This window comes from Gilliamella sp. CG35, assembly GCF_046635745.1.
GTDB classification, from domain to species: domain Bacteria; phylum Pseudomonadota; class Gammaproteobacteria; order Enterobacterales; family Orbaceae; genus Gilliamella; species Gilliamella apicola_I.
Genome location: NZ_JBIDFH010000006.1, coordinates 93415 through 111060, shown reverse-complemented (window position 1 = coordinate 111060; position 17646 = coordinate 93415). Strand labels below are relative to the sequence as shown.

The window sequence follows — 17646 nt, the reverse complement described above, 5'->3', positions numbered from 1 at the left end:
TACTTTGTTCTCCAGAGAATCAAATGATAAAAGTAAATCAATCACAACATGATGATTTCCTTGATTTTTTATGATTGAATATGTTATTTTTCTTGAGTGAATTATTCCCCACTTTGCGCAGAATAAACATCATCAATGTTATCAATAGTCCACAAGCGAACAACCAATAACTTGCAGTATTTGAATAGGCAATTTGTGTAAGTTGATAATAGATTGTCGCCACCAACCAAGCAATTGTGAATGTCCATACTGCAACAAAAATCATCCAGCGCCACCCTGCTTCACGATAAATAGTCCCTAATACTGCTGTACATGGTGTATAAAGTAAGATGAATATTAAATAAGCTATTACGGCTGACGAAGACGTGAATGATGTCTTGATTTTAGAAATAGCAGTGGAATTGATCGCTAAATCAGTTTGTAAAGTATCGATATCATCATTTAATGATGACAATCCAAGAGGGTCAGTAATCGTTTCAGACAAAGCAAATAAATTATCTGGAATAGTGGCAAAAGCCGATTTAATGTCTTCAAACCAATCCGATTGTTCATCATCTTCTGGTTGACTATCCATAGAATAAAGTGAATTTAACGTCGCAATGATGGACTCTTTTGCAAAAATTCCCGTAAAAATGCCCACTGTTGCAGGCCAATTTTCGTTATCGATACCCATGGGATGAAAAACTGGTGTGATTTTTTGGCTTATGACTGATAATACCGATTGATTGGTATTTTCATGTCCAAAGGTATTATCTGTTCCCCATGAGTTGAGTAAACTTAAAATCGTCACCATAATTACAATCGCTTTTCCGGCTTTAAAAATAAAACTTTTCAAGCGTTGCCAAGTTAAGCGTAAAATGCTACGAAGGGTTGGAATTCGATAAACTGGCATCTCCATAATAAAGGGGGTTAACTCACCTTTTAATAACGTGTTTTTTAAAATCATCCCCGACAGGACTGCGACACCAATACCTAGCAGATATAACATAAATACAACGAAAGAAGCATGAAGCGGGAAAAATATAACCGCAAATAATGCATAAACCGGTAATCTTGCCCCACAAGACATAAAAGGGATCATGCAGATAGCCATTATACGATCTCGAGAACTTTCTAATGTACGCGTGCCCATAATTGCTGGTACACCACAGCCAAAGCCCATTAACATGGGCACGAAAGCTTTACCCGGTAAACCGATAAAACGTAAAACCCGATCAACCACCATTGCGGCACGCGCCAAGTAACCGGAATCCTCTAAAAAAGATAAAGCAAAAAACATCGCGGCAATGACAGGAATAAACGTTGAAACAGTTTGAATCCCATTGCCTATGCCATCAGACAATATGACACGAACCCAATCGGGCGCATGAATAAATTGTAATAAACCTGCTGTTCCATTGACAAAAATTGTTCCGAAAAATTTTTCAAAAAAATCGATAAATACCGAACCAAAATTGATAGCGACCATAAACATGGCATACATCACAATTAAAAAAAATGGTATCCCTGTAAAGCGTCCAAGCGTAATTTTATCGAACTTTTCTGAAATATCGGGACTTAATTCTCGAGGTTTAGCAATAACCTTTTTACACACTTGATCAATCGTTTCATATCTGGCACTTGCTAGCGCAACATCAATTTCATTATCACACCATGCCGAAAGGAGTTGTCGACAAATTTCAAGTTTTTCTAATTCAAGTGAATTAAACTGATCTGTGTTGTGTCCTAATAAGGCTTCAATTAATTGCCAGCGATTAAGTTGATGAACACTACTTTCTTCTGGTAACTCACTAATATAACGAGTCAACATTTTTTGCTGAGATTGCCCTAACGTGTCTATGCAAGGTTGAGCTTTTTGCTTGTTGACAGCCCTATTTTCAATTGCTTGATAAAATGAATTAATACCTAATTTTTTGGTTGATGAAATAGGTACTACAGGACAACCCAGTAAAACGGATAATCGTTGGTGATCGATTTTTTCGCCCATATTCTTAACCGTATCAATCATATTGAGTACAACAATCATCGGTACTTGTAGATCAATCAATTGAAATGTTAGATATAAGCTTCGCTGTAAATTGCTGGCATCAATAACATTAATAATGACATTATTTTTTTCTGTCAGAACAAATTCACGCGTTATCCATTCATCTTGCGACATTGAAACCGCATCAGACTCAATAGAATAAGTCCCCGGTAAATCTACGACCTCGTATTGGTGATGGTGGTAAGAAAATAAACCTAATTTTTGTTCAACTGTCACGCCAGGCCAATTACCGACTCGCTGTTTTGATCCTGTCAGTAAATTGAACAGTGTTGTTTTGCCACAATTTGGATTTCCAACCAGTGCTATTTTCACTCATTTATCTCCGTTACTTCAATGGTTGCTGCTTCACGATGCCTTAGACAAAGAAAAAATCCACGTATTTTAATCTGAAGTGGGTCTCCCAAAGGAGCCACACGAACAATCGAAATTTTACAGCCTGGAGTTAATCCCATTGCCAGTAACTTTCTACGAAAAGGTAAGGATTCAGGTAATAGACGAGAGATAACCGCCTCATTTCCTAAAGGGAGGTGATTTAATGTTAATACTGACATTAATGTTCCTGTGAATTATGCTAGCACGTTTTATTCTGCTTATTTTAAAAAATATCCACCTATAAAAATAGTTTTAAAATGCGAATAATTCGCAATATTAATATTTAATATTTAAAAAAATAGAAAAGTAACTTTAAAAAATAAAATTTATGTCAAAAATAAGAATTAATATGTTTTTTTCAAGTGTTTTGCTCTGAAAAACAAAAAGAATCTAAATAAGGTTAAATTTAAGCGATTAATCTTTCGATTATTCATTTAATTAATGTTTATATTACTCATCCAATTCAAAATTAGAGATTCGGTAAGACAACTGATATAATTTGACTTTATACTTTGCTTAAGGAATGAGAATTATGTTAACCATTTACGGTATTAAAAACTGCAGTACAATGAAAAAAGCGTTCACATGGCTTGATGAAAATAAAATCAAGTATCAATTTCACAATTACAAAACAGATGGACTGTCAGCTGAACAATTACAGACTATTTTGAAATTGGTTGATTGGCAAAGCCTACTTAATACACGGGGTACAACATGGCGTAAATTGGATGAATCAGTACGTGCTAACGTTGACAATGAGCAAGCTGCGATGAAACTGATGCTGGACAATCCTTCAATTATAAAACGACCGCTAATAATCAAGGGTAAGCATGTATTACTCGGATTTTCAGACGAAAGTTATTCGCAATTTTTCAAACAACAACAATAAAACCGAGATCATTATGACAGAGCCTGTTATTGAACTAACCAAAGCATTGATTGCCGAAAAATCGATAAGTCCGGATGATAAAAATTGTCAAAATATCCTTATCGAGCGCTTAACATCACTTAACTTTATCATTGAAGAATTCAATATTGGTCGCACTAAAAATCTTTGGGCTTATCATGGCGATCCGTCAGAAACAACACTTATGTTCGCTGGTCATACCGACGTAGTGCCTGCTGGCGATGAAAGCCAATGGCTGTATCCCCCATTTGAGGCAACCATTGATACTCATGGTGTACTTTATGGCCGTGGCGCATCAGATATGAAAAGTGGTGTCGCAGCAATGATCTGTGCTGCTGAAGATTTTGTTAAAGCAAACCCCAATCACCGTGGTCGTGTTGCGTTTCTAATTACCTCTGATGAAGAAGCTGATGCAACCGATGGAACAGTTAAAGTTGTTAATCGTCTTATTGAACGTCAGGAACGTGTAGACTATTGTATTGTAGGAGAGCCTTCTTGTGATAAGGTTTTAGGCGATCAAATTAAAAATGGGCGTCGAGGTTCTTTGACAGCAAATTTAATTATTCATGGTATGCAAGGTCATGTCGCCTACCCTCATTTAGTTGACAATCCTGTTCATCGATTTGCCCCTGCATTGGCTGAACTGGTTAATACGGTTTGGGATAATGGCAATCAATATTTTCCGCAAACCTCTATGCAAATTGCAAACATTCAGGCAGGCACAGGAGCTGAAAACGTTGTGCCCGGTGATCTATCGGTGCAGTTCAATTTTCGATACAGTAGTGAACTCACTGACGAATTAATTAAAACCCGCGTTGAGCAACTTTTACAAAAGCATAAATTAAACTATACGTTAAATTGGCGTTTATCAGGTCATCCGTTTTTAACGCCGCAAGGTGAACTGACTCAAGCTACAGCAAGTGCGATAAAAGAGTACACAAATATTGAGACAAAATTATCAACAAGTGGCGGAACATCAGACGGACGTTTCATTGCAAAAATGGGCTGTCAGATTATCGAGTTTGGGGTATTAAATAAAACAATCCATAAGATTAACGAAAATGTAAATTGTCAGGATATCATCACACTGAAAAAAATTTATCAAAGAATTTTGGAAAAATTACTCGTTTAATAAGATTGGCTAAGTTATCTAACTTGTTAAATCTGCTCAAACAAAATTTGAATAGATTATTTAATGCTACTTTGGACATTCGACTAAACGAACGTCACTAACATGCATCCAACAAAGGTAAAAAAATGGAGTGGATAAAAGATTATTGGTGGGTAATTTTATTATTCATCTTAGGTATTTTTATTAATGCCATTAAAGCTCTCAATAAGCTTAATTTTAAGTCTTACATTGATAAAAAAGGAATTAAACCCATACCTTATGATGATGAGGAGAATAACCAAACTCCAAAAAGTGGTGAGGATAAAAACAAAAAGTGATTAATTTCGAAAAAAATTAATCACTTTCTTCCCTATCGGATATCGTTAATATCACTTTTAAATAAAGCTTGATGGCGATAACGATCGACCCACATCGCAGTTGAGCCACAAACTGCAATTGGCATAATAATTAGGTTTAATAGTGGCACCATAGTAAAAAAACTAACTAAAATACCGTAGACTAAATTATCAACTTTATCCTGCTTAAGTAACTCACGCATACGATGAAAAGTAATCTTATGATTATCGAAAGGATAATCAGCGTATTGAATATTAATTTGCCATGCAGTAAATAAAAACCAAATTATCGGTGTGACTGTTTGACCAATAACAGGAATAAAATACGTTAATAATATTGGGATAGACCATAATACATAATTGATTAATTTTTGAATTTCACGACCAAATATTCTAGGTAAATCTTTGATTAAACTTAACCAAGAAGTATCGGGTGCAGGTATACCCGTTAATTTAGCTTCAACTTGTTCGGCAAGCAAGCCGTTAAACGGTGCAGCAATAAAGTTAGTCACTGTACTAAAAAAATAACAAAATAATATGACTAAAATCAGAATCACCATAAAACTAATAATATAGCCAAGCCAAGAAAGCCACCCCGGTACATAAGATAATCCCCAGTCAACCATGCCTGTAATTGTGGAAAAAAACCAATAAAATAGCGCTGACATAATCACCATATTCGCCAATAAAGGCAAGAATACAAAATGTCTAATTTTCGGGCTGAATGCTAATGACCAGCCTAACAGAAAATATTCAAATCCCGATCTACGCCGATCATGATTAATATTTGAATTAAATCTTAATTTATCTACATTATTACTCTTCACTCTTGTTCCTTTTAAACATGAAATAACGCTAAATTTAACTTATCAGCATGGTTTTCAATAAAACAACATTGCTATTTTTCATAAATAACTTCATTGTTACTATTCAACCATTGCTTAACCTCTTGTTTAATTGTTTCTAATAATGCTTTTCGCCCAGTCAATTGAAATTGCTGAATGATCGCATTGCCTTGATTTTTATTTTTCAGTAAAGCACCTAAGACAGATAATTTCACTCGATTATTTTGCTTATCATTAAATTGTTGTAAGCGACATAATGAAGCATAAGTTGCTTCGAATGCTCGATGAAAATAACAAAATCCGTATAATTCCATAATATCTTGCTTAGTCAATTGCTGATCAGTATCAGCAATAAGCATTTCATCAAATGGGAGTGCGATGATCTCTTTTAACCACATCATGTTACGTTGTAACTTTTTGGATAGCACGTTGACCAAATTTATACCATTTTGGTTAATCGGTTTTATTGCCATTACCGAATATGTGCCACTACTTGCCTCTAAACGACTACCAACATGTACAAGTACAAAACCTACAGATGACCAAAACTGATAATTTTCCCTACTATAGGCAAAACTCACGGATAAAAAATCTTGATGTTGTTTTTTTGCCGCTTCATAAGTATGTTGTATCAATTGCGTTGCAATATTTTGTCTTCGATAAGAAGCTATCACTGCAATGCGATTTATTCTGACAGATTTTAATTTTGCTGCTTGTTTAACACCTGCATGGGCTACCAAAGATTGTGCAACCATATTTCCTTTTGGTCTACGGTTACCCTTCCATATTTCTTCAATTAAGTCATCCGGTAAATCTCCTTCCTTAACCGTTATGGCTGCACCAATTAGGTTATGACTCTGTTTAGCCTGCCAAATCGTCAAATTTGTCGCGTCTAAAAGTCGCCTTAAATCAACTAACGTAGTTTGATAATGGGCTGTTTTCAGTAAATAAAAGATCTCCTTCAAACTACTTAAATCATGACGCGCTACTATGGAATAATCAATTGGCTTTGTATTATTAATTCGCTGATTTTCTGCTGATATTAATCCATTGAGAACTAAACAATCAGTAAAATATTCTAACTGATCATCGCCATTCCACCGAATTGGTTTTTCAAGATGAAAATAATCACATTGTTTATCATTTAATAATTTTAATAAAAAACCTTGTCCGGTACCTTCGTAACCTTCAACCGTAGTAGTCAGTAAAATACGGCTTTTGTCTAAATTCACGAGTTGCAGCAATTTTTTTAGCATTGGCAAAGGTATCATGGCTGCTTCATCAATAATAAGATAGTCAGCAAAATCATCGACACCTTTTTCGATTAATTCATCAGGTGCATAAAAACGAACATCAGGTTTAGCAAAACGAAAGAAAGTGGTCAGCGATTTTTTGTTAGGAGCCGTAACAATGCAATGTCGATAGTGAGAGAATTGACCTGCCAAAGCGGATTTTCCCCTACCTCGTTTTGCCGTGATAACATGGATAGGCTTATCACTGTTTAACACTTGTTTTAATGTGTGTTGCTGTTCATCATAATCAGGCGATGTCAAATAACATTCAGAAAAGTTATTTTTTTTGAAACCGTTAAATTTAGAGATAGTGTGCTGTAAATGGTTTATAAAATTAGGCACAGGTATTGGATAAGCATTTTCATTCCAACGTAAACTATCTTTGTCTGCCCAAAGATTATAATTTTCAGGCAATAACAAAATCAATCGGCTTCCTTTTACAAGCGTTCCTGACAACATGGCAAATGCTTCTAAATTAAATGACTGAGTTGCATCAAAAATGGCATGTAAATACTCTTGTCCTAAAAGGGTTTTAGTATTAGATATTGATACGATATTTGGCACATAATTTGATAAAATAGCTTGATCACTTATTGTGATCCAATCCCCTTTATGTTGCTTAATGATGTCACTTAATTGACTGAATAATTTCGTTACATCACCACGCAACACCCATAAAGTTCTGGTGCTATCAAGATTAATCATCGACTAACTTTTTCCAATCAATATGGAAAGCAAGCCTGCGGCAATAAGGGGGCCAACTGGAATACCTTTGAAAAAGGCAACACCAATCAAGGTTCCAATGATTAAACCATTAACAATGGTGGGATGTGCGCCAATTAAAGAAACCCCACGGGTACCTAGCCAAGAGACAAGTATGCCGACAAAGATAGCTAAAATTGATTGCCATGTTGTGAATGATTTTAATATGTCTTTGATACTCAAAGATCCGTCGGCAAGCGGAACCATCATAGCCGCCGTTAAAATGACAATACCAATTGTCAGTCCATATTGATTTAAAAACGGAAAATAGGTCGACAATGGGGTTAATTTAAATAATAGTAGCAATAATACGGCAAAAGTGACTGTGTTATTATGCGTTAAATAACACAGTGCAGCTAAACCCAGTAAAAGAAAAAAGGAGATATCAAATTGAGCAAACATTACAAAGCAACGCCGATTCTGGTGGCGACTTCCTCATAAGCTTCAATGACACCGCCAAGCCCTTGGCGAAAACGATCTTTATCCATTTTTTTTAAGGTCTCTTTTTCCCATAATCGACAACCGTCAGGGGAAAATTCATCACCTAACGTAATTTCACCCTTAAACAATCCAAATTCAAGTTTATAGTCCACTAAAATAAATCCTGCTTTATCAAAAAGATCGGTCAAAATTGAATTGATTTTAAAGCTTAGTGCCTTCATCGTTGATAACTGTTCATCAGTAGCCCAACCAAATGTTTTACAATATGACTCATTAACCATGGGATCATGCAATGCATCATTTTTTAGGAATAATTCAAATGTTGGCGGATTTAACACCTTACCTTCTTCAACCCCTAAGCGTTTGACCAAAGAACCTGCGGCACGATTTCGAACCACACACTCCACAGGTACCATATCCAGTTTTTTGACGATGACTTCTGTATCAGACAAAAGCGTTTCAACTTGAGTAGGAATACCTGCTTCACGCAGTTTATTCATAATAAAATAATTGAATTTATTATTGACGCGCCCTTTACGCTCTAATTGTTCAATACGTAAGCCATCAAAAGCGGAAGTATCATTGCGAAACTCTAACACTAATAGATCGGGATTTTCAGTAGTATAAACCGTTTTTGCTTTACCACGGTAAAGCTCAGCCAACTTTTTCATGGTTCTAACCTTATATCAAATTGCCAACAAATGATTAAGGAGCTATTCGCTCCTTAGTTTTAAACTTTTCGATACTCACGTATTTGTACCAATGCAATAAATAATAAGATGCTATTGTTTGCTATATCGTCTCGAATAGTGAAGTTCAATCTATAGCCAGTTTTACATAAAAGAATTAACTAAATTCTTCACTACTGATTATCTTAACTATTTATCAAAATGTTACTTGTCACAAATAATATCTCATAGCGTCTTGCTTTATTTTGAATCTTCATGAATGGTTTTGTCTTCAACGACGTTTTCATCTGTTTGTTCTTGCGCCACTTGTGATGACTTAGGTGCAGCCTCATCCATTATTAAATTAAATAAGCGAACAACGTACCGTTGCACTTCAATAGAATCAGATGAAATATCTTGTGTACCACGAGCTAATGTTTTCAACTCGACAATGATATTTTCTGTACCAGGATAATTTTGCCGATGAATGACATAAGACGCTTGGATGTTCGGCTCTTCATCACTTGAAAAAATTGAAGCATTGCCCGTAACAATAACATTATTATCACTGCTACTAATCGGAATATTGTATTTATTCAGCGCAGTTGGGATAACAGACCATACATTCGCATCAGCAGGCGCATTTAATGAAGCGGTACCATAGTTATAAGACGCATAAGAATCAGGAATAGTTGGAATAGGAATGATAGGTGCCCGAATATCCACTTGCTTACCATATACAGCGCCTTCATTTTTATTAAAATGAATATAATATTCGGAACTTTCAGCAGGTACCGTTACACCCTGAGGGACAGTTAGCGGTTTCAAAACTGGCGAATTCAAATAATCTTCGTTCCCATCAACTTCTCGTTTATAATTTTGATCGCTACCACAACCAACCAAAAATAAAGATGCAATGGCTGTCATCACCATTGTGTTTTTAATCGCTTTGTTTTTTAACATAGTTTTATTAAACATAGATATCTGCTTATAAATTATTGGTTATACATAAATTAGAGTAAATTCGCATCTTTAAGAGCTTTTTCAACCACAGACACAGAAGCATCTGTAAGTGAAACCAGCGGCAAACGGATCGTATCGTTCGCCATTAGACCCAATTTTGTGCAAGCCCATTTTGCTGGAGTTGGGTTAGGCTCAATAAATAAGCTACTATGTAGTGCTGATAACGTATCATTCAGCTTTCGAGCTTCTTGAATTTGATTTTTCGTTGCAAGCTCACAAATTGTTGCAACCTGTTTGGCAGCTACATTCGCTGTCACGGAAATCACACCGTCACCACCTAAAATCATGAAATCTAAGAAAGTCGCATCATCACCACTTAATAATTTAAATTCACTACCAACAAGTTTACGAGTTTTATAAACTCTTGATAAATCTCCTGTTGCATCTTTCAATGCAACAATATTTTTTATTTTAGATAATCGTCCAACTGTTTCTGGCTTAATATCACTGCAAGTACGACCCGGGACATTATAGATTATTTGGGGTAAAGCTGTATTTTCCGCAATTGCTTTAAAATGTTGATAAAGACCTTCTTGAGTTGGTTTATTATAATATGGCGCAACGGTTAAACAGCCAACTACACCAATATTTTCAACACGGTTAGTTAATTCAATTGCTTCTTTAGTCGCATTTGAGCCAGTTCCAGCAATGACATTTATTTTTCCATCTGCATATTCGATCGTTCTTTTAATTACATCGATATGCTCATGATGATCGAGCGTTGCTGATTCGCCAGTGGTACCAACAGAAACAATTGCCGATGTGCCATTGGCAATATGATATTCGACCAATTTTTTTAAGCTTACTTGGTCTACATTTCCTTTTGTATCCATTGGAGTAACAAGGGCGACCAGACTTCCTGTAAACATAAAATGACCTCTCATATTATTTATTGATAACCAACTTCAAGAATAAAAAATCTACCGACAAGTATGCGATATTTCTTATTTAAATTCAACTTTTGTTATGCAGGATTATCAATATCAATAAAAATAGTTTCAAGGTCATATTGCTTGGCTAGCCATTCACCAAGTTTTTTGATTCCGTAACGTTCAGTGGCATGGTGCCCTGCTGCATAAAAATTAATTCCATATTCTCGAGCAATATGAATGGTACGTTCAGAAACTTCACCTGTGAAAAAAGCATCAAATCCTTGTTCTGCTGCTGCTTCTATAAAGTCTTGACCACCACCACTACACCACGCAATTCGTTTAATTATTTGAGGAGCATTATCGCCACAAAATAATATTTCTCGTGAACGATGATGCAAAACTTGTTCAAGTTTTTGCTTAAATTGCAGTGATGTGGTCGGTTCAATGAGTGTCCCTTTAAATAACAAATCGGTTATATCCTCACGTTTATCCACTTCGATATTGAATAAATCCGCAAGTAATGCATTATTGCCGATAACAGGATGTCCATCTAAAGGCAAATGATACGCAAATAAATTAATATTATTTGAAAGCAATGTTTGCAAGCGTTTATATTTAATTCCTGTTATCGTTAGTGGTTCATTTTTCCAAAAAAAGCCATGATGAACTAAAATCGCATCAGCATCTAATTTAACGGCTTCATCTAATAAACGTTGACATGCGGTCACCCCAGTTATCACTTTTTTTATTTGCTTACGTCCTTGTACTTGTAAACCATTAGGTGCATAGTCACGGTAGCGTTCAACTTGTAATTCATGATTAATAATTTGTTGAAGTTCAAAATTTTGCACGTTTTCCTCTCGTATTTTTAATGACTTTTTAAAGAACAATATGAATTTTTTAATAAAATCCTTTAATGAATCTCGAAATTATTATAATCGAAATATTGGCAATTTTTTTATAAACCAGCCTATATGATTAAGTATAAACTATTATAAATTATCTCACGTAACGATTCGATATAGTGATATTAATGGTGAAATTTTAAATAAATTCTTTCATGTTTACAGAAGGTCAATAAATAACATCCTGTTTTAAAATGATTTTTGGATGCGTAAAAACACGGAGTTAAACAAATTAACAAATTTGTTCTTTTCTATTATTTATTAAGTTTTAGCTAAATGATACATTACGTCGGTTTATATTCAATGAGGTATATGTTTTGCCATTTTTAGGTATAGGATTCAGTACAATTATCGCTCTATTTTTTGCTGTTCATGTAATTAAAACAGAGCAAGAACGATTTTGGCTGTCTATATTGTTCCTTTTTCCTTTTATTGGTAGTTTGATTTACTTTTTAGTCATATTTCTACCCGATTTTAGACAAACCTCAGTGGGATATCAAATTGAATCAAAATTATTAAAAGCGTTAGATCCGCAACGTGAACTTCGCGAAGCTTTAAGTAATTATGAAATTTCGCCCACTGTTGAAGCAAAAGTCTGTTTAGCTAAAGCACTCGTTGATAATGATAGAGCTCATGAAGCGTTAATTTATTATCAAGAAGCATTAACTGGGATCTATGAATCAGCACCAGATATTTTATTACAATATGCTTACGCACTCTATCAAGTTGAACAGTACAAAAAGGCAAAAGAAACTTTGGATTATCTAAGAGATAAAAATCCAACTTATCGTTCTGATGAAGGACATTTACTTTATACCAAAATCTTAATTGGACTTGATTTAAAAAAAGAAGCTCAAGAAGAATTTAATGCATTAATCAGTTATTATCCAAGTTTAGAAGCCGCTTCATACTATTTACAAACCTTAATTGAGTGGCAGCAATTTTCACTCGCTAAAGAAGTTTTACAAAAAATTGAACTACGCTTAAAACACATGCCTAAACATGCTAAACGTATTAATCAGACTTGGATAAAATCAATTGAACAATCTAAACAAAAATTATACAGATAGCGTTTTTAGTGTTTTTATTTAGTATATTTTTTTTCGAGTTCAACAGTGCTGAATCGAAGGTAAAACTAGGCGAATACGGTAAAAACTGGCATAATAATTTTATTTTATGCTAAATAAGACAACTATTGTGCCAAATGCTAAATTATGTGAACGCTTCCGTGGTTTTTATCCTGTTGTAATAGATATAGAAACATCAGGATTTGACCCAAAACTTAACGCTATTCTAGAAATTGCGGCAATCACACTACAAATGACTGAAGAGGGATGGCTGATTCCAGACCAAACCCTTCATTTTCATGTCAATCCATTTGAAAACTCAATTTTAGAACCGAGTGCCTTAGCTTTTAATGGTATTGATATCGACAATCCATTAAGACAAGCTGTTGACGAAAAAATGGCGCTTGAAGCGATATTTAAAATGGTTAGATCGGGAATTAAAGCAAACGATTGCAATCGTGCTGTTATGGTTGCGCATAATGCAAACTTTGACCATAGTTTTTTAATGGCAGCAGCAGAACGAGCCAATATTAAACGTAATCCGTTTCACCCTTTTGCTACTTTTGATACTGCAGCACTGAGTGGTTTAGTGTTTGGGCATACCGTTCTAGCAAAAGCATGTGAACTTGCTCGCATTCCTTTTGATCACAAGTTAGCCCACTCTGCACTTTATGATACCGAAAAAACCGCTATTTTATTTTGTGAAATAGTGAATCGATTTAAGCGATTAGGAGGCTGGCCATTGCCTCAACTCGAGCCAAGTTCAATAGATGAAGAAGTTCAAGAGATTTAAGAGAGTAATTAAACTCTCTTATTTAAATAATGTGTCTATTTTTAAGCTTTATGTTTTTCAGCTGTCTGTTTTATTAATGTTTGCAGTTCACCAGTTTGGAACATTTCGATCATAATATCACATCCCCCTACTAGTTCACCTTCAACCCATAACTGTGGAAAAGTAGGCCAATTTGCATAGTTTGGTAATTCAGCACGAATATCGGGATTTTGTAAAATATCGACGTACGCAAAAGGCTCACCACATTGAGATAATACTTGTACTGCTTGTGCTGAAAAACCACAACTCGGTAATTTAGGCGAGCCTTTCATATACAGAATGATAGGATTTTCTGCAATTTGTTTTTTTATCTTATCAAGTGTTGTCATTTCAGTTGTCATAACGATTTATTCCTTGTTATTTAATATCTACTTTACGTCGTATTTTAACTTAGAAATAAGGCGAGTTATACTCTTACCCATTTAGTTGACGTAATGATAACCTTAAATTACGTCATTAGTAGATAAGTTAAGTCAGTAATCAATCGGGACATGAGCAGATAAATTACTTTAAATTCAGTAAGTAACATGGTTTTATTTTGCATTAAAAGAAGCCAAACAAATAAATAAAAGGCTTAACCTATTAGTGTAATAAATGCATTCATTAATAACGAGATCTCACTTAGCAATGACTTTTGTGTCAATGATATATTTTAATTTAACTTTAGTTAACACAAATAATCAAAACATTAGTTTTAGCAAGTTGCCTCAGCCCTTTTACAAATTGACACAATATAGTATGCTACTTACATTTACAGTAACTAACATTCAATTCAAAAAACATCGTGCATCCAATAATCTTAACTTTACGTAAAGTCTTTTATAGTAGTAATCTACTTTTTAGTATTCGTATGTTAATCAGTTTAACAGGTTCAACCTTGGTTCCTTGGTACTTAGGCTATGTGTCGTATGTCATTCCTTTAACACTGGGTGTTGTGGCTGCGGGATTATCCGAAATTGATACACGTTTACTAAGTCGATGTATAAATATTTTATTAACGTTAGTGTGTTTTGCAATTGCTACCTTTTCTGTCGAGCTATTATTTAATATTCCTCTTCTTTTTATTATAGGATTAATGAGTTCAACATTTATCTTCATTATGCTTGGTTCTTTGGGTCAACGTTATGGTGTGATTGCTTTTGGATCGTTATTGATCGCAGCCTATACCATGTTAGGGCATAATTTATTTGATGATAATTACACGCTACCTTGTTATTTATTACTCGGCGCTTTATGGTATAACATTGTCTCTTTGATTGAATCTCTTATTCAGCCGATTCGAACGACCCAACAGACTATTTCAACTTGTTTTGTTAAATTAAGTCATTACCTTGATGCTAAAGCGGCGATGTTTGATCCGGATGAAACTCATGAATTTAAAAGTCAAACATTAGAATTAACCGAATGTAACAATCAAGTAATTAATGTGTTTAATCAAGCTAAACACGCTCTTTTTAATCGATTAAAAGCTTATCAAGGTCAATCATATGTGAAGAAAATGCTTAGTTATTACTTTGTTGCTCAAGATATTCATGAGCGAGCAAGCTCTTCACATGGTGATTATCAAGCGCTAAGTCAACATTTTAAACATAGTGATATTTTATTTCGCTTTGCACGAATTTTGAATTTACAAGCAAAAGCATGTGCCAAATTAGCCGTTTCCATTAAAATGAATCAAACTTATCAGCATGATTCATTATTTGCTCGTCATTTTTCATATTTAGAAGAAGCTATTGCCCATTATCAAGCTAAAAATAAAACGGAAGCCTTACTGGTTAAATCACTACAAAATCTTTATCAAAATTTGTTATCTATCGACTTATTATTAGCAAATATTGATAATGAACAACATCTTTCAAAAGACAAAGAAAATAATGAATTAATTGATGAGGAACTTACAAGTTTCCATGATATTTTTGCTAAAATTAAGCATAATTTAACTCTCAAGTCTTCCCTTTTTCGTCATGCAATACGTATGAGTATTGTCCTGTTTGTTGGCTATATCATCATCTATTTTTCTAATCTTTCTCATGGTTATTGGATTATCCTTACCAGTCTTTTTGTTTGTCAACCAAACTATTCAACGACTAAATATCGACTAAAATTACGTATTCTTGGTACTATCTTAGGTATTATTGTCGGCATTCCGTTAACCTATCTATTTCCAAGCATCATTGAACAGTTAATTTTAATCATCATAACTGGTTGGCTATTTTTCTTATTTAAAAATTCTCAATATGCTTACGCTACCGCATTTATTACATTATTAGTCTTTTTTAGTTTCAGTTTAATTGGCGAAAACAGTGTAGAAGTTGCTATCCTACGAATTATTGCAACACTGATAGGCTGTTTTATTGCATGGTTTGCTGTTAGCTTTATTTGGCCAGACTGGAAGTTTAGAAATTTAACCAAACTAATTGATCGCGTTTGCCATGATGATAGTCACTATCTGGCGCTTATTGGAAGTCAATATTTAACTGGTAAAACCAATGACCCAAAATATCGATTAGCAAGACGCGCCGCCCACGATAGTAATGCTGACCTATCGACATTGATTAGTCTGATGACAAAAGAACCTCATGTAAATCGAAACGTGATTGAACAGGGTTTTCGTTTATTAACGCTTAATCACACTTTAATCAGCTATCTTTCAACATTAGGTTCGCACCGAGATAAAATCATTTCTCAACATACATTGGATCTATTTGATGATCTAGCAGTCTATATCATCAATCTTTTAAACGATAAAAAAATCGATGAAAATGAACAAGTCATGAAAAAAATGATTTCAAATTATATTGAAACCATTTCCATTAATGACGAGCAAAACACCAATGATATTTTGGTTTTGCAGCAACTGGCATTAATATTAGACATTTTGCCAGAATTCATTCATTTAGTAGTGGAGTTAGAAGAACCAACAAACTGATTGCTTAGAAAATTTAGATGTTTGAGGATCATTAATGAATCTGGTCAATACAATTAATTATATTATCAAACATCTAATAAAAATTTTTGGAATGCTTCAAGGTAATTTTAATGAATAAATGGATTTTCTTTACCAATGTAAACTAATGGATTGGTAAAATCCTTTAATTTATCAGCATCAATTTCAAATCCAAATAAAAAATCGGATTCAAAATAAGGACCACTATCTTTAATAGAGTGATCAGGGCTAATTATTGCTATAGCATTCAACTCATTTAATGCAAATGACTTAAGTTGTTTCGAATCTTTATCAAACACGAAGACAAAATCTGAATTTGATAAGCCTGATTTAGCTATAAATATTTCATAGTCTTTACCTTCAATACGGTAATATTTTTTTTTGTATTCTGCACTTACCGGATCGGTATGATTTTGCTCTGCATGACTTAAGAAAAAAGCTTCTATTGAACGACCACCATGTTTAAGTAAATCATCAGTGACAGGGATAAAGGCAAAACGTTTTTTTTCTTTCAAGTAATCAATATAGTTTAACTCACGTACTTCAACATTTTTGGCTATTTGTTTATTATCAGATAGATTTGATGCCGGGTCAGCTATTGCATAACAAACAAAATTTAATAGTGTAACAACAACTAAAATACCAATGTTTCTAAATAATTTTTGAATATAACTCATACTACATCCTTGATTTTAAGAATATTTAAGCGTATAGGGTTAAACTATAATGTTTTTATATTATGATTAATCTGTCTAAATACAATACAATCTAATGAACATAGAAAAAAACTTTTTGATACCAATAACTATTGTATTTATTTTTAGGCAATTATACTCTTATTTATGTAACAACAACTCAAAAAAAATCAAAAAAACTGAATTGTAAATTTTCGCTATTGTATATTTTTACCTTTTCAGTTCAAAAAATATCTTACTGATTTAATGATTTTTTTCAATATATTATGACCATAATTTTTAAATTTATATGATCATTAAATGTTTTAAGTGTATTACATCAATTTAATAATGCGTTATGCCATATCCAATAAAATCTTAGTGATTATTATTTTTATTTCACTGCCAATGCCGTTTATTAAGACAAATTATTGTTACTGGTTGTCGAGCTCACGGTTTTAGCACACTGAGCGTGCCTTCCTATTACCTTTATTGTTATTGTAATTCTTTCAAATACCAATGTAC

At 33.9% G+C, this 17646-nt stretch carries 17 protein-coding genes; 6 read left to right on the top strand and 11 right to left on the bottom strand.

Annotation, left to right across the window (positions count from 1 at the left end; translation table 11 throughout):
- Window positions 1-37: 37 nt before the first annotated feature.
- On the bottom strand, window positions 38-2359 hold the full coding sequence (gene feoB / locus ACGH4F_RS04410; protein ID WP_411590146.1) for a Fe(2+) transporter permease subunit FeoB: 2322 nt from the start codon (window positions 2357-2359) through the stop codon (window positions 38-40).
- Window positions 2356-2598 carry a ferrous iron transport protein A gene (locus ACGH4F_RS04405; RefSeq protein WP_267349646.1) on the bottom strand — a complete coding sequence of 81 codons (243 nt, stop codon included), beginning with the start codon at window positions 2596-2598 and terminating at the stop codon, window positions 2356-2358. The genes feoB and ACGH4F_RS04405 overlap by 4 nt, the downstream gene beginning before the upstream one ends.
- A gap of 353 nt (window positions 2599-2951) precedes the next feature.
- On the opposite strand from ACGH4F_RS04405, the gene ACGH4F_RS04400 reads away from it, so the two are divergent.
- From ACGH4F_RS04400 to ACGH4F_RS04390, 3 genes are all read left to right on the top strand, one after another.
- Window positions 2952-3308: an ArsC family reductase gene (locus tag ACGH4F_RS04400; protein ID WP_411590145.1), complete on the top strand. Its 357-nt coding sequence runs from the start codon at window positions 2952-2954 to the stop codon at window positions 3306-3308.
- A gap of 13 nt (window positions 3309-3321) precedes the next feature.
- Window positions 3322-4458, top strand: a complete 1137-nt coding sequence (gene dapE, locus ACGH4F_RS04395) for a succinyl-diaminopimelate desuccinylase (protein WP_267349650.1) — start codon at window positions 3322-3324, stop codon at window positions 4456-4458.
- Window positions 4459-4583: 125 nt separating this feature from the next.
- On the top strand, window positions 4584-4775 hold the full coding sequence (locus tag ACGH4F_RS04390; RefSeq protein ID WP_267349651.1) for a hypothetical protein: 192 nt from the start codon (window positions 4584-4586) through the stop codon (window positions 4773-4775).
- A 32-nt stretch (window positions 4776-4807) separates the two neighbouring features.
- Here the strand turns inward: ACGH4F_RS04390 and cysZ are convergent, their stop codons facing one another.
- The 7 genes from cysZ to ACGH4F_RS04355 form a co-directional block, all read right to left on the bottom strand.
- The gene (gene cysZ, locus ACGH4F_RS04385) at window positions 4808-5578 is read right to left on the bottom strand and encodes a sulfate transporter CysZ (protein WP_411590154.1); all 771 of its coding nucleotides are present in this window, start codon (window positions 5576-5578) and stop codon (window positions 4808-4810) included.
- Window positions 5579-5691: 113 nt separating this feature from the next.
- Complete coding sequence (locus ACGH4F_RS04380) at window positions 5692-7635, bottom strand: tRNA(Met) cytidine acetyltransferase TmcA (RefSeq protein ID WP_411590144.1); 1944 nt, start codon at window positions 7633-7635, stop codon at window positions 5692-5694.
- 3 nt (window positions 7636-7638) lie between these two features.
- Entirely contained in the window at window positions 7639-8094 is a 456-nt protein-coding gene (locus ACGH4F_RS04375) for a DUF441 domain-containing protein (protein ID WP_267349657.1), read from the bottom strand.
- Window positions 8094-8804, bottom strand: coding sequence for a phosphoribosylaminoimidazolesuccinocarboxamide synthase (gene purC, locus ACGH4F_RS04370; RefSeq protein WP_267349659.1), 711 nt, complete (start codon window positions 8802-8804; stop codon window positions 8094-8096). The genes ACGH4F_RS04375 and purC overlap by 1 nt, the downstream gene beginning before the upstream one ends.
- A gap of 258 nt (window positions 8805-9062) precedes the next feature.
- Window positions 9063-9779, bottom strand: coding sequence for an outer membrane protein assembly factor BamC (bamC, locus tag ACGH4F_RS04365; protein ID WP_411590143.1), 717 nt, complete (start codon window positions 9777-9779; stop codon window positions 9063-9065).
- Window positions 9780-9814: 35 nt separating this feature from the next.
- Window positions 9815-10693 carry a 4-hydroxy-tetrahydrodipicolinate synthase gene (gene dapA, locus ACGH4F_RS04360; protein ID WP_267360616.1) on the bottom strand — a complete coding sequence of 293 codons (879 nt, stop codon included), beginning with the start codon at window positions 10691-10693 and terminating at the stop codon, window positions 9815-9817.
- 95 nt (window positions 10694-10788) lie between these two features.
- Window positions 10789-11547, bottom strand: a complete 759-nt coding sequence (locus ACGH4F_RS04355; protein WP_267380093.1) for a Nif3-like dinuclear metal center hexameric protein — start codon at window positions 11545-11547, stop codon at window positions 10789-10791.
- Window positions 11548-11918: 371 nt separating this feature from the next.
- Here ACGH4F_RS04355 and ACGH4F_RS04350 point away from each other — a divergent pair, with 371 nt between their 5' ends.
- Together ACGH4F_RS04350 and rnt are read left to right on the top strand one after the other, a co-directional pair.
- On the top strand, window positions 11919-12671 hold the full coding sequence (locus ACGH4F_RS04350) for a hypothetical protein (protein WP_267349666.1): 753 nt from the start codon (window positions 11919-11921) through the stop codon (window positions 12669-12671).
- A gap of 106 nt (window positions 12672-12777) precedes the next feature.
- Window positions 12778-13461, top strand: coding sequence for a ribonuclease T (gene rnt, locus ACGH4F_RS04345; protein ID WP_267349667.1), 684 nt, complete (start codon window positions 12778-12780; stop codon window positions 13459-13461).
- Between the two features lie 41 nt (window positions 13462-13502).
- Here rnt and ACGH4F_RS04340 read toward each other — a convergent pair whose 3' ends face one another.
- The gene (locus ACGH4F_RS04340; protein ID WP_065558000.1) at window positions 13503-13829 is read right to left on the bottom strand and encodes a Grx4 family monothiol glutaredoxin; all 327 of its coding nucleotides are present in this window, start codon (window positions 13827-13829) and stop codon (window positions 13503-13505) included.
- 455 nt (window positions 13830-14284) lie between these two features.
- On the opposite strand from ACGH4F_RS04340, the gene yccS reads away from it, so the two are divergent.
- Window positions 14285-16429: a YccS family putative transporter gene (gene yccS, locus ACGH4F_RS04335; protein WP_411590141.1), complete on the top strand. Its 2145-nt coding sequence runs from the start codon at window positions 14285-14287 to the stop codon at window positions 16427-16429.
- A 107-nt stretch (window positions 16430-16536) separates the two neighbouring features.
- Here yccS and ACGH4F_RS04330 read toward each other — a convergent pair whose 3' ends face one another.
- Window positions 16537-17124 (bottom strand): hypothetical protein, encoded by a 588-nt coding sequence (locus ACGH4F_RS04330; protein ID WP_411590139.1) that lies wholly within the window; start codon window positions 17122-17124, stop codon window positions 16537-16539.
- Window positions 17125-17646: the final 522 nt, after the last annotated feature.

Coding starts and splice junctions, on each gene's coding strand:
- ACGH4F_RS04405 (WP_267349646.1), bottom strand. CDS start 2,598: ATGTCAGTATTAACATTAAATCACCTCCCTTTAGGAAATGAGGCGGTT.
- ACGH4F_RS04400 (WP_411590145.1), top strand. CDS start 2,952: ATGTTAACCATTTACGGTATTAAAAACTGCAGTACAATGAAAAAAGCG.
- dapE (WP_267349650.1), top strand. CDS start 3,322: ATGACAGAGCCTGTTATTGAACTAACCAAAGCATTGATTGCCGAAAAA.
- ACGH4F_RS04390 (WP_267349651.1), top strand. CDS start 4,584: ATGGAGTGGATAAAAGATTATTGGTGGGTAATTTTATTATTCATCTTA.
- ACGH4F_RS04380 (WP_411590144.1), bottom strand. CDS start 7,635: ATGATTAATCTTGATAGCACCAGAACTTTATGGGTGTTGCGTGGTGAT.
- ACGH4F_RS04375 (WP_267349657.1), bottom strand. CDS start 8,094: ATGTTTGCTCAATTTGATATCTCCTTTTTTCTTTTACTGGGTTTAGCT.
- purC (WP_267349659.1), bottom strand. CDS start 8,804: ATGAAAAAGTTGGCTGAGCTTTACCGTGGTAAAGCAAAAACGGTTTAT.
- bamC (WP_411590143.1), bottom strand. CDS start 9,779: ATGTTTAATAAAACTATGTTAAAAAACAAAGCGATTAAAAACACAATG.
- dapA (WP_267360616.1), bottom strand. CDS start 10,693: ATGTTTACAGGAAGTCTGGTCGCCCTTGTTACTCCAATGGATACAAAA.
- rnt (WP_267349667.1), top strand. CDS start 12,778: ATGCTAAATAAGACAACTATTGTGCCAAATGCTAAATTATGTGAACGC.
- ACGH4F_RS04340 (WP_065558000.1), bottom strand. CDS start 13,829: ATGACAACACTTGATAAGATAAAAAAACAAATTGCAGAAAATCCTATC.
- ACGH4F_RS04330 (WP_411590139.1), bottom strand. CDS start 17,124: ATGAGTTATATTCAAAAATTATTTAGAAACATTGGTATTTTAGTTGTT.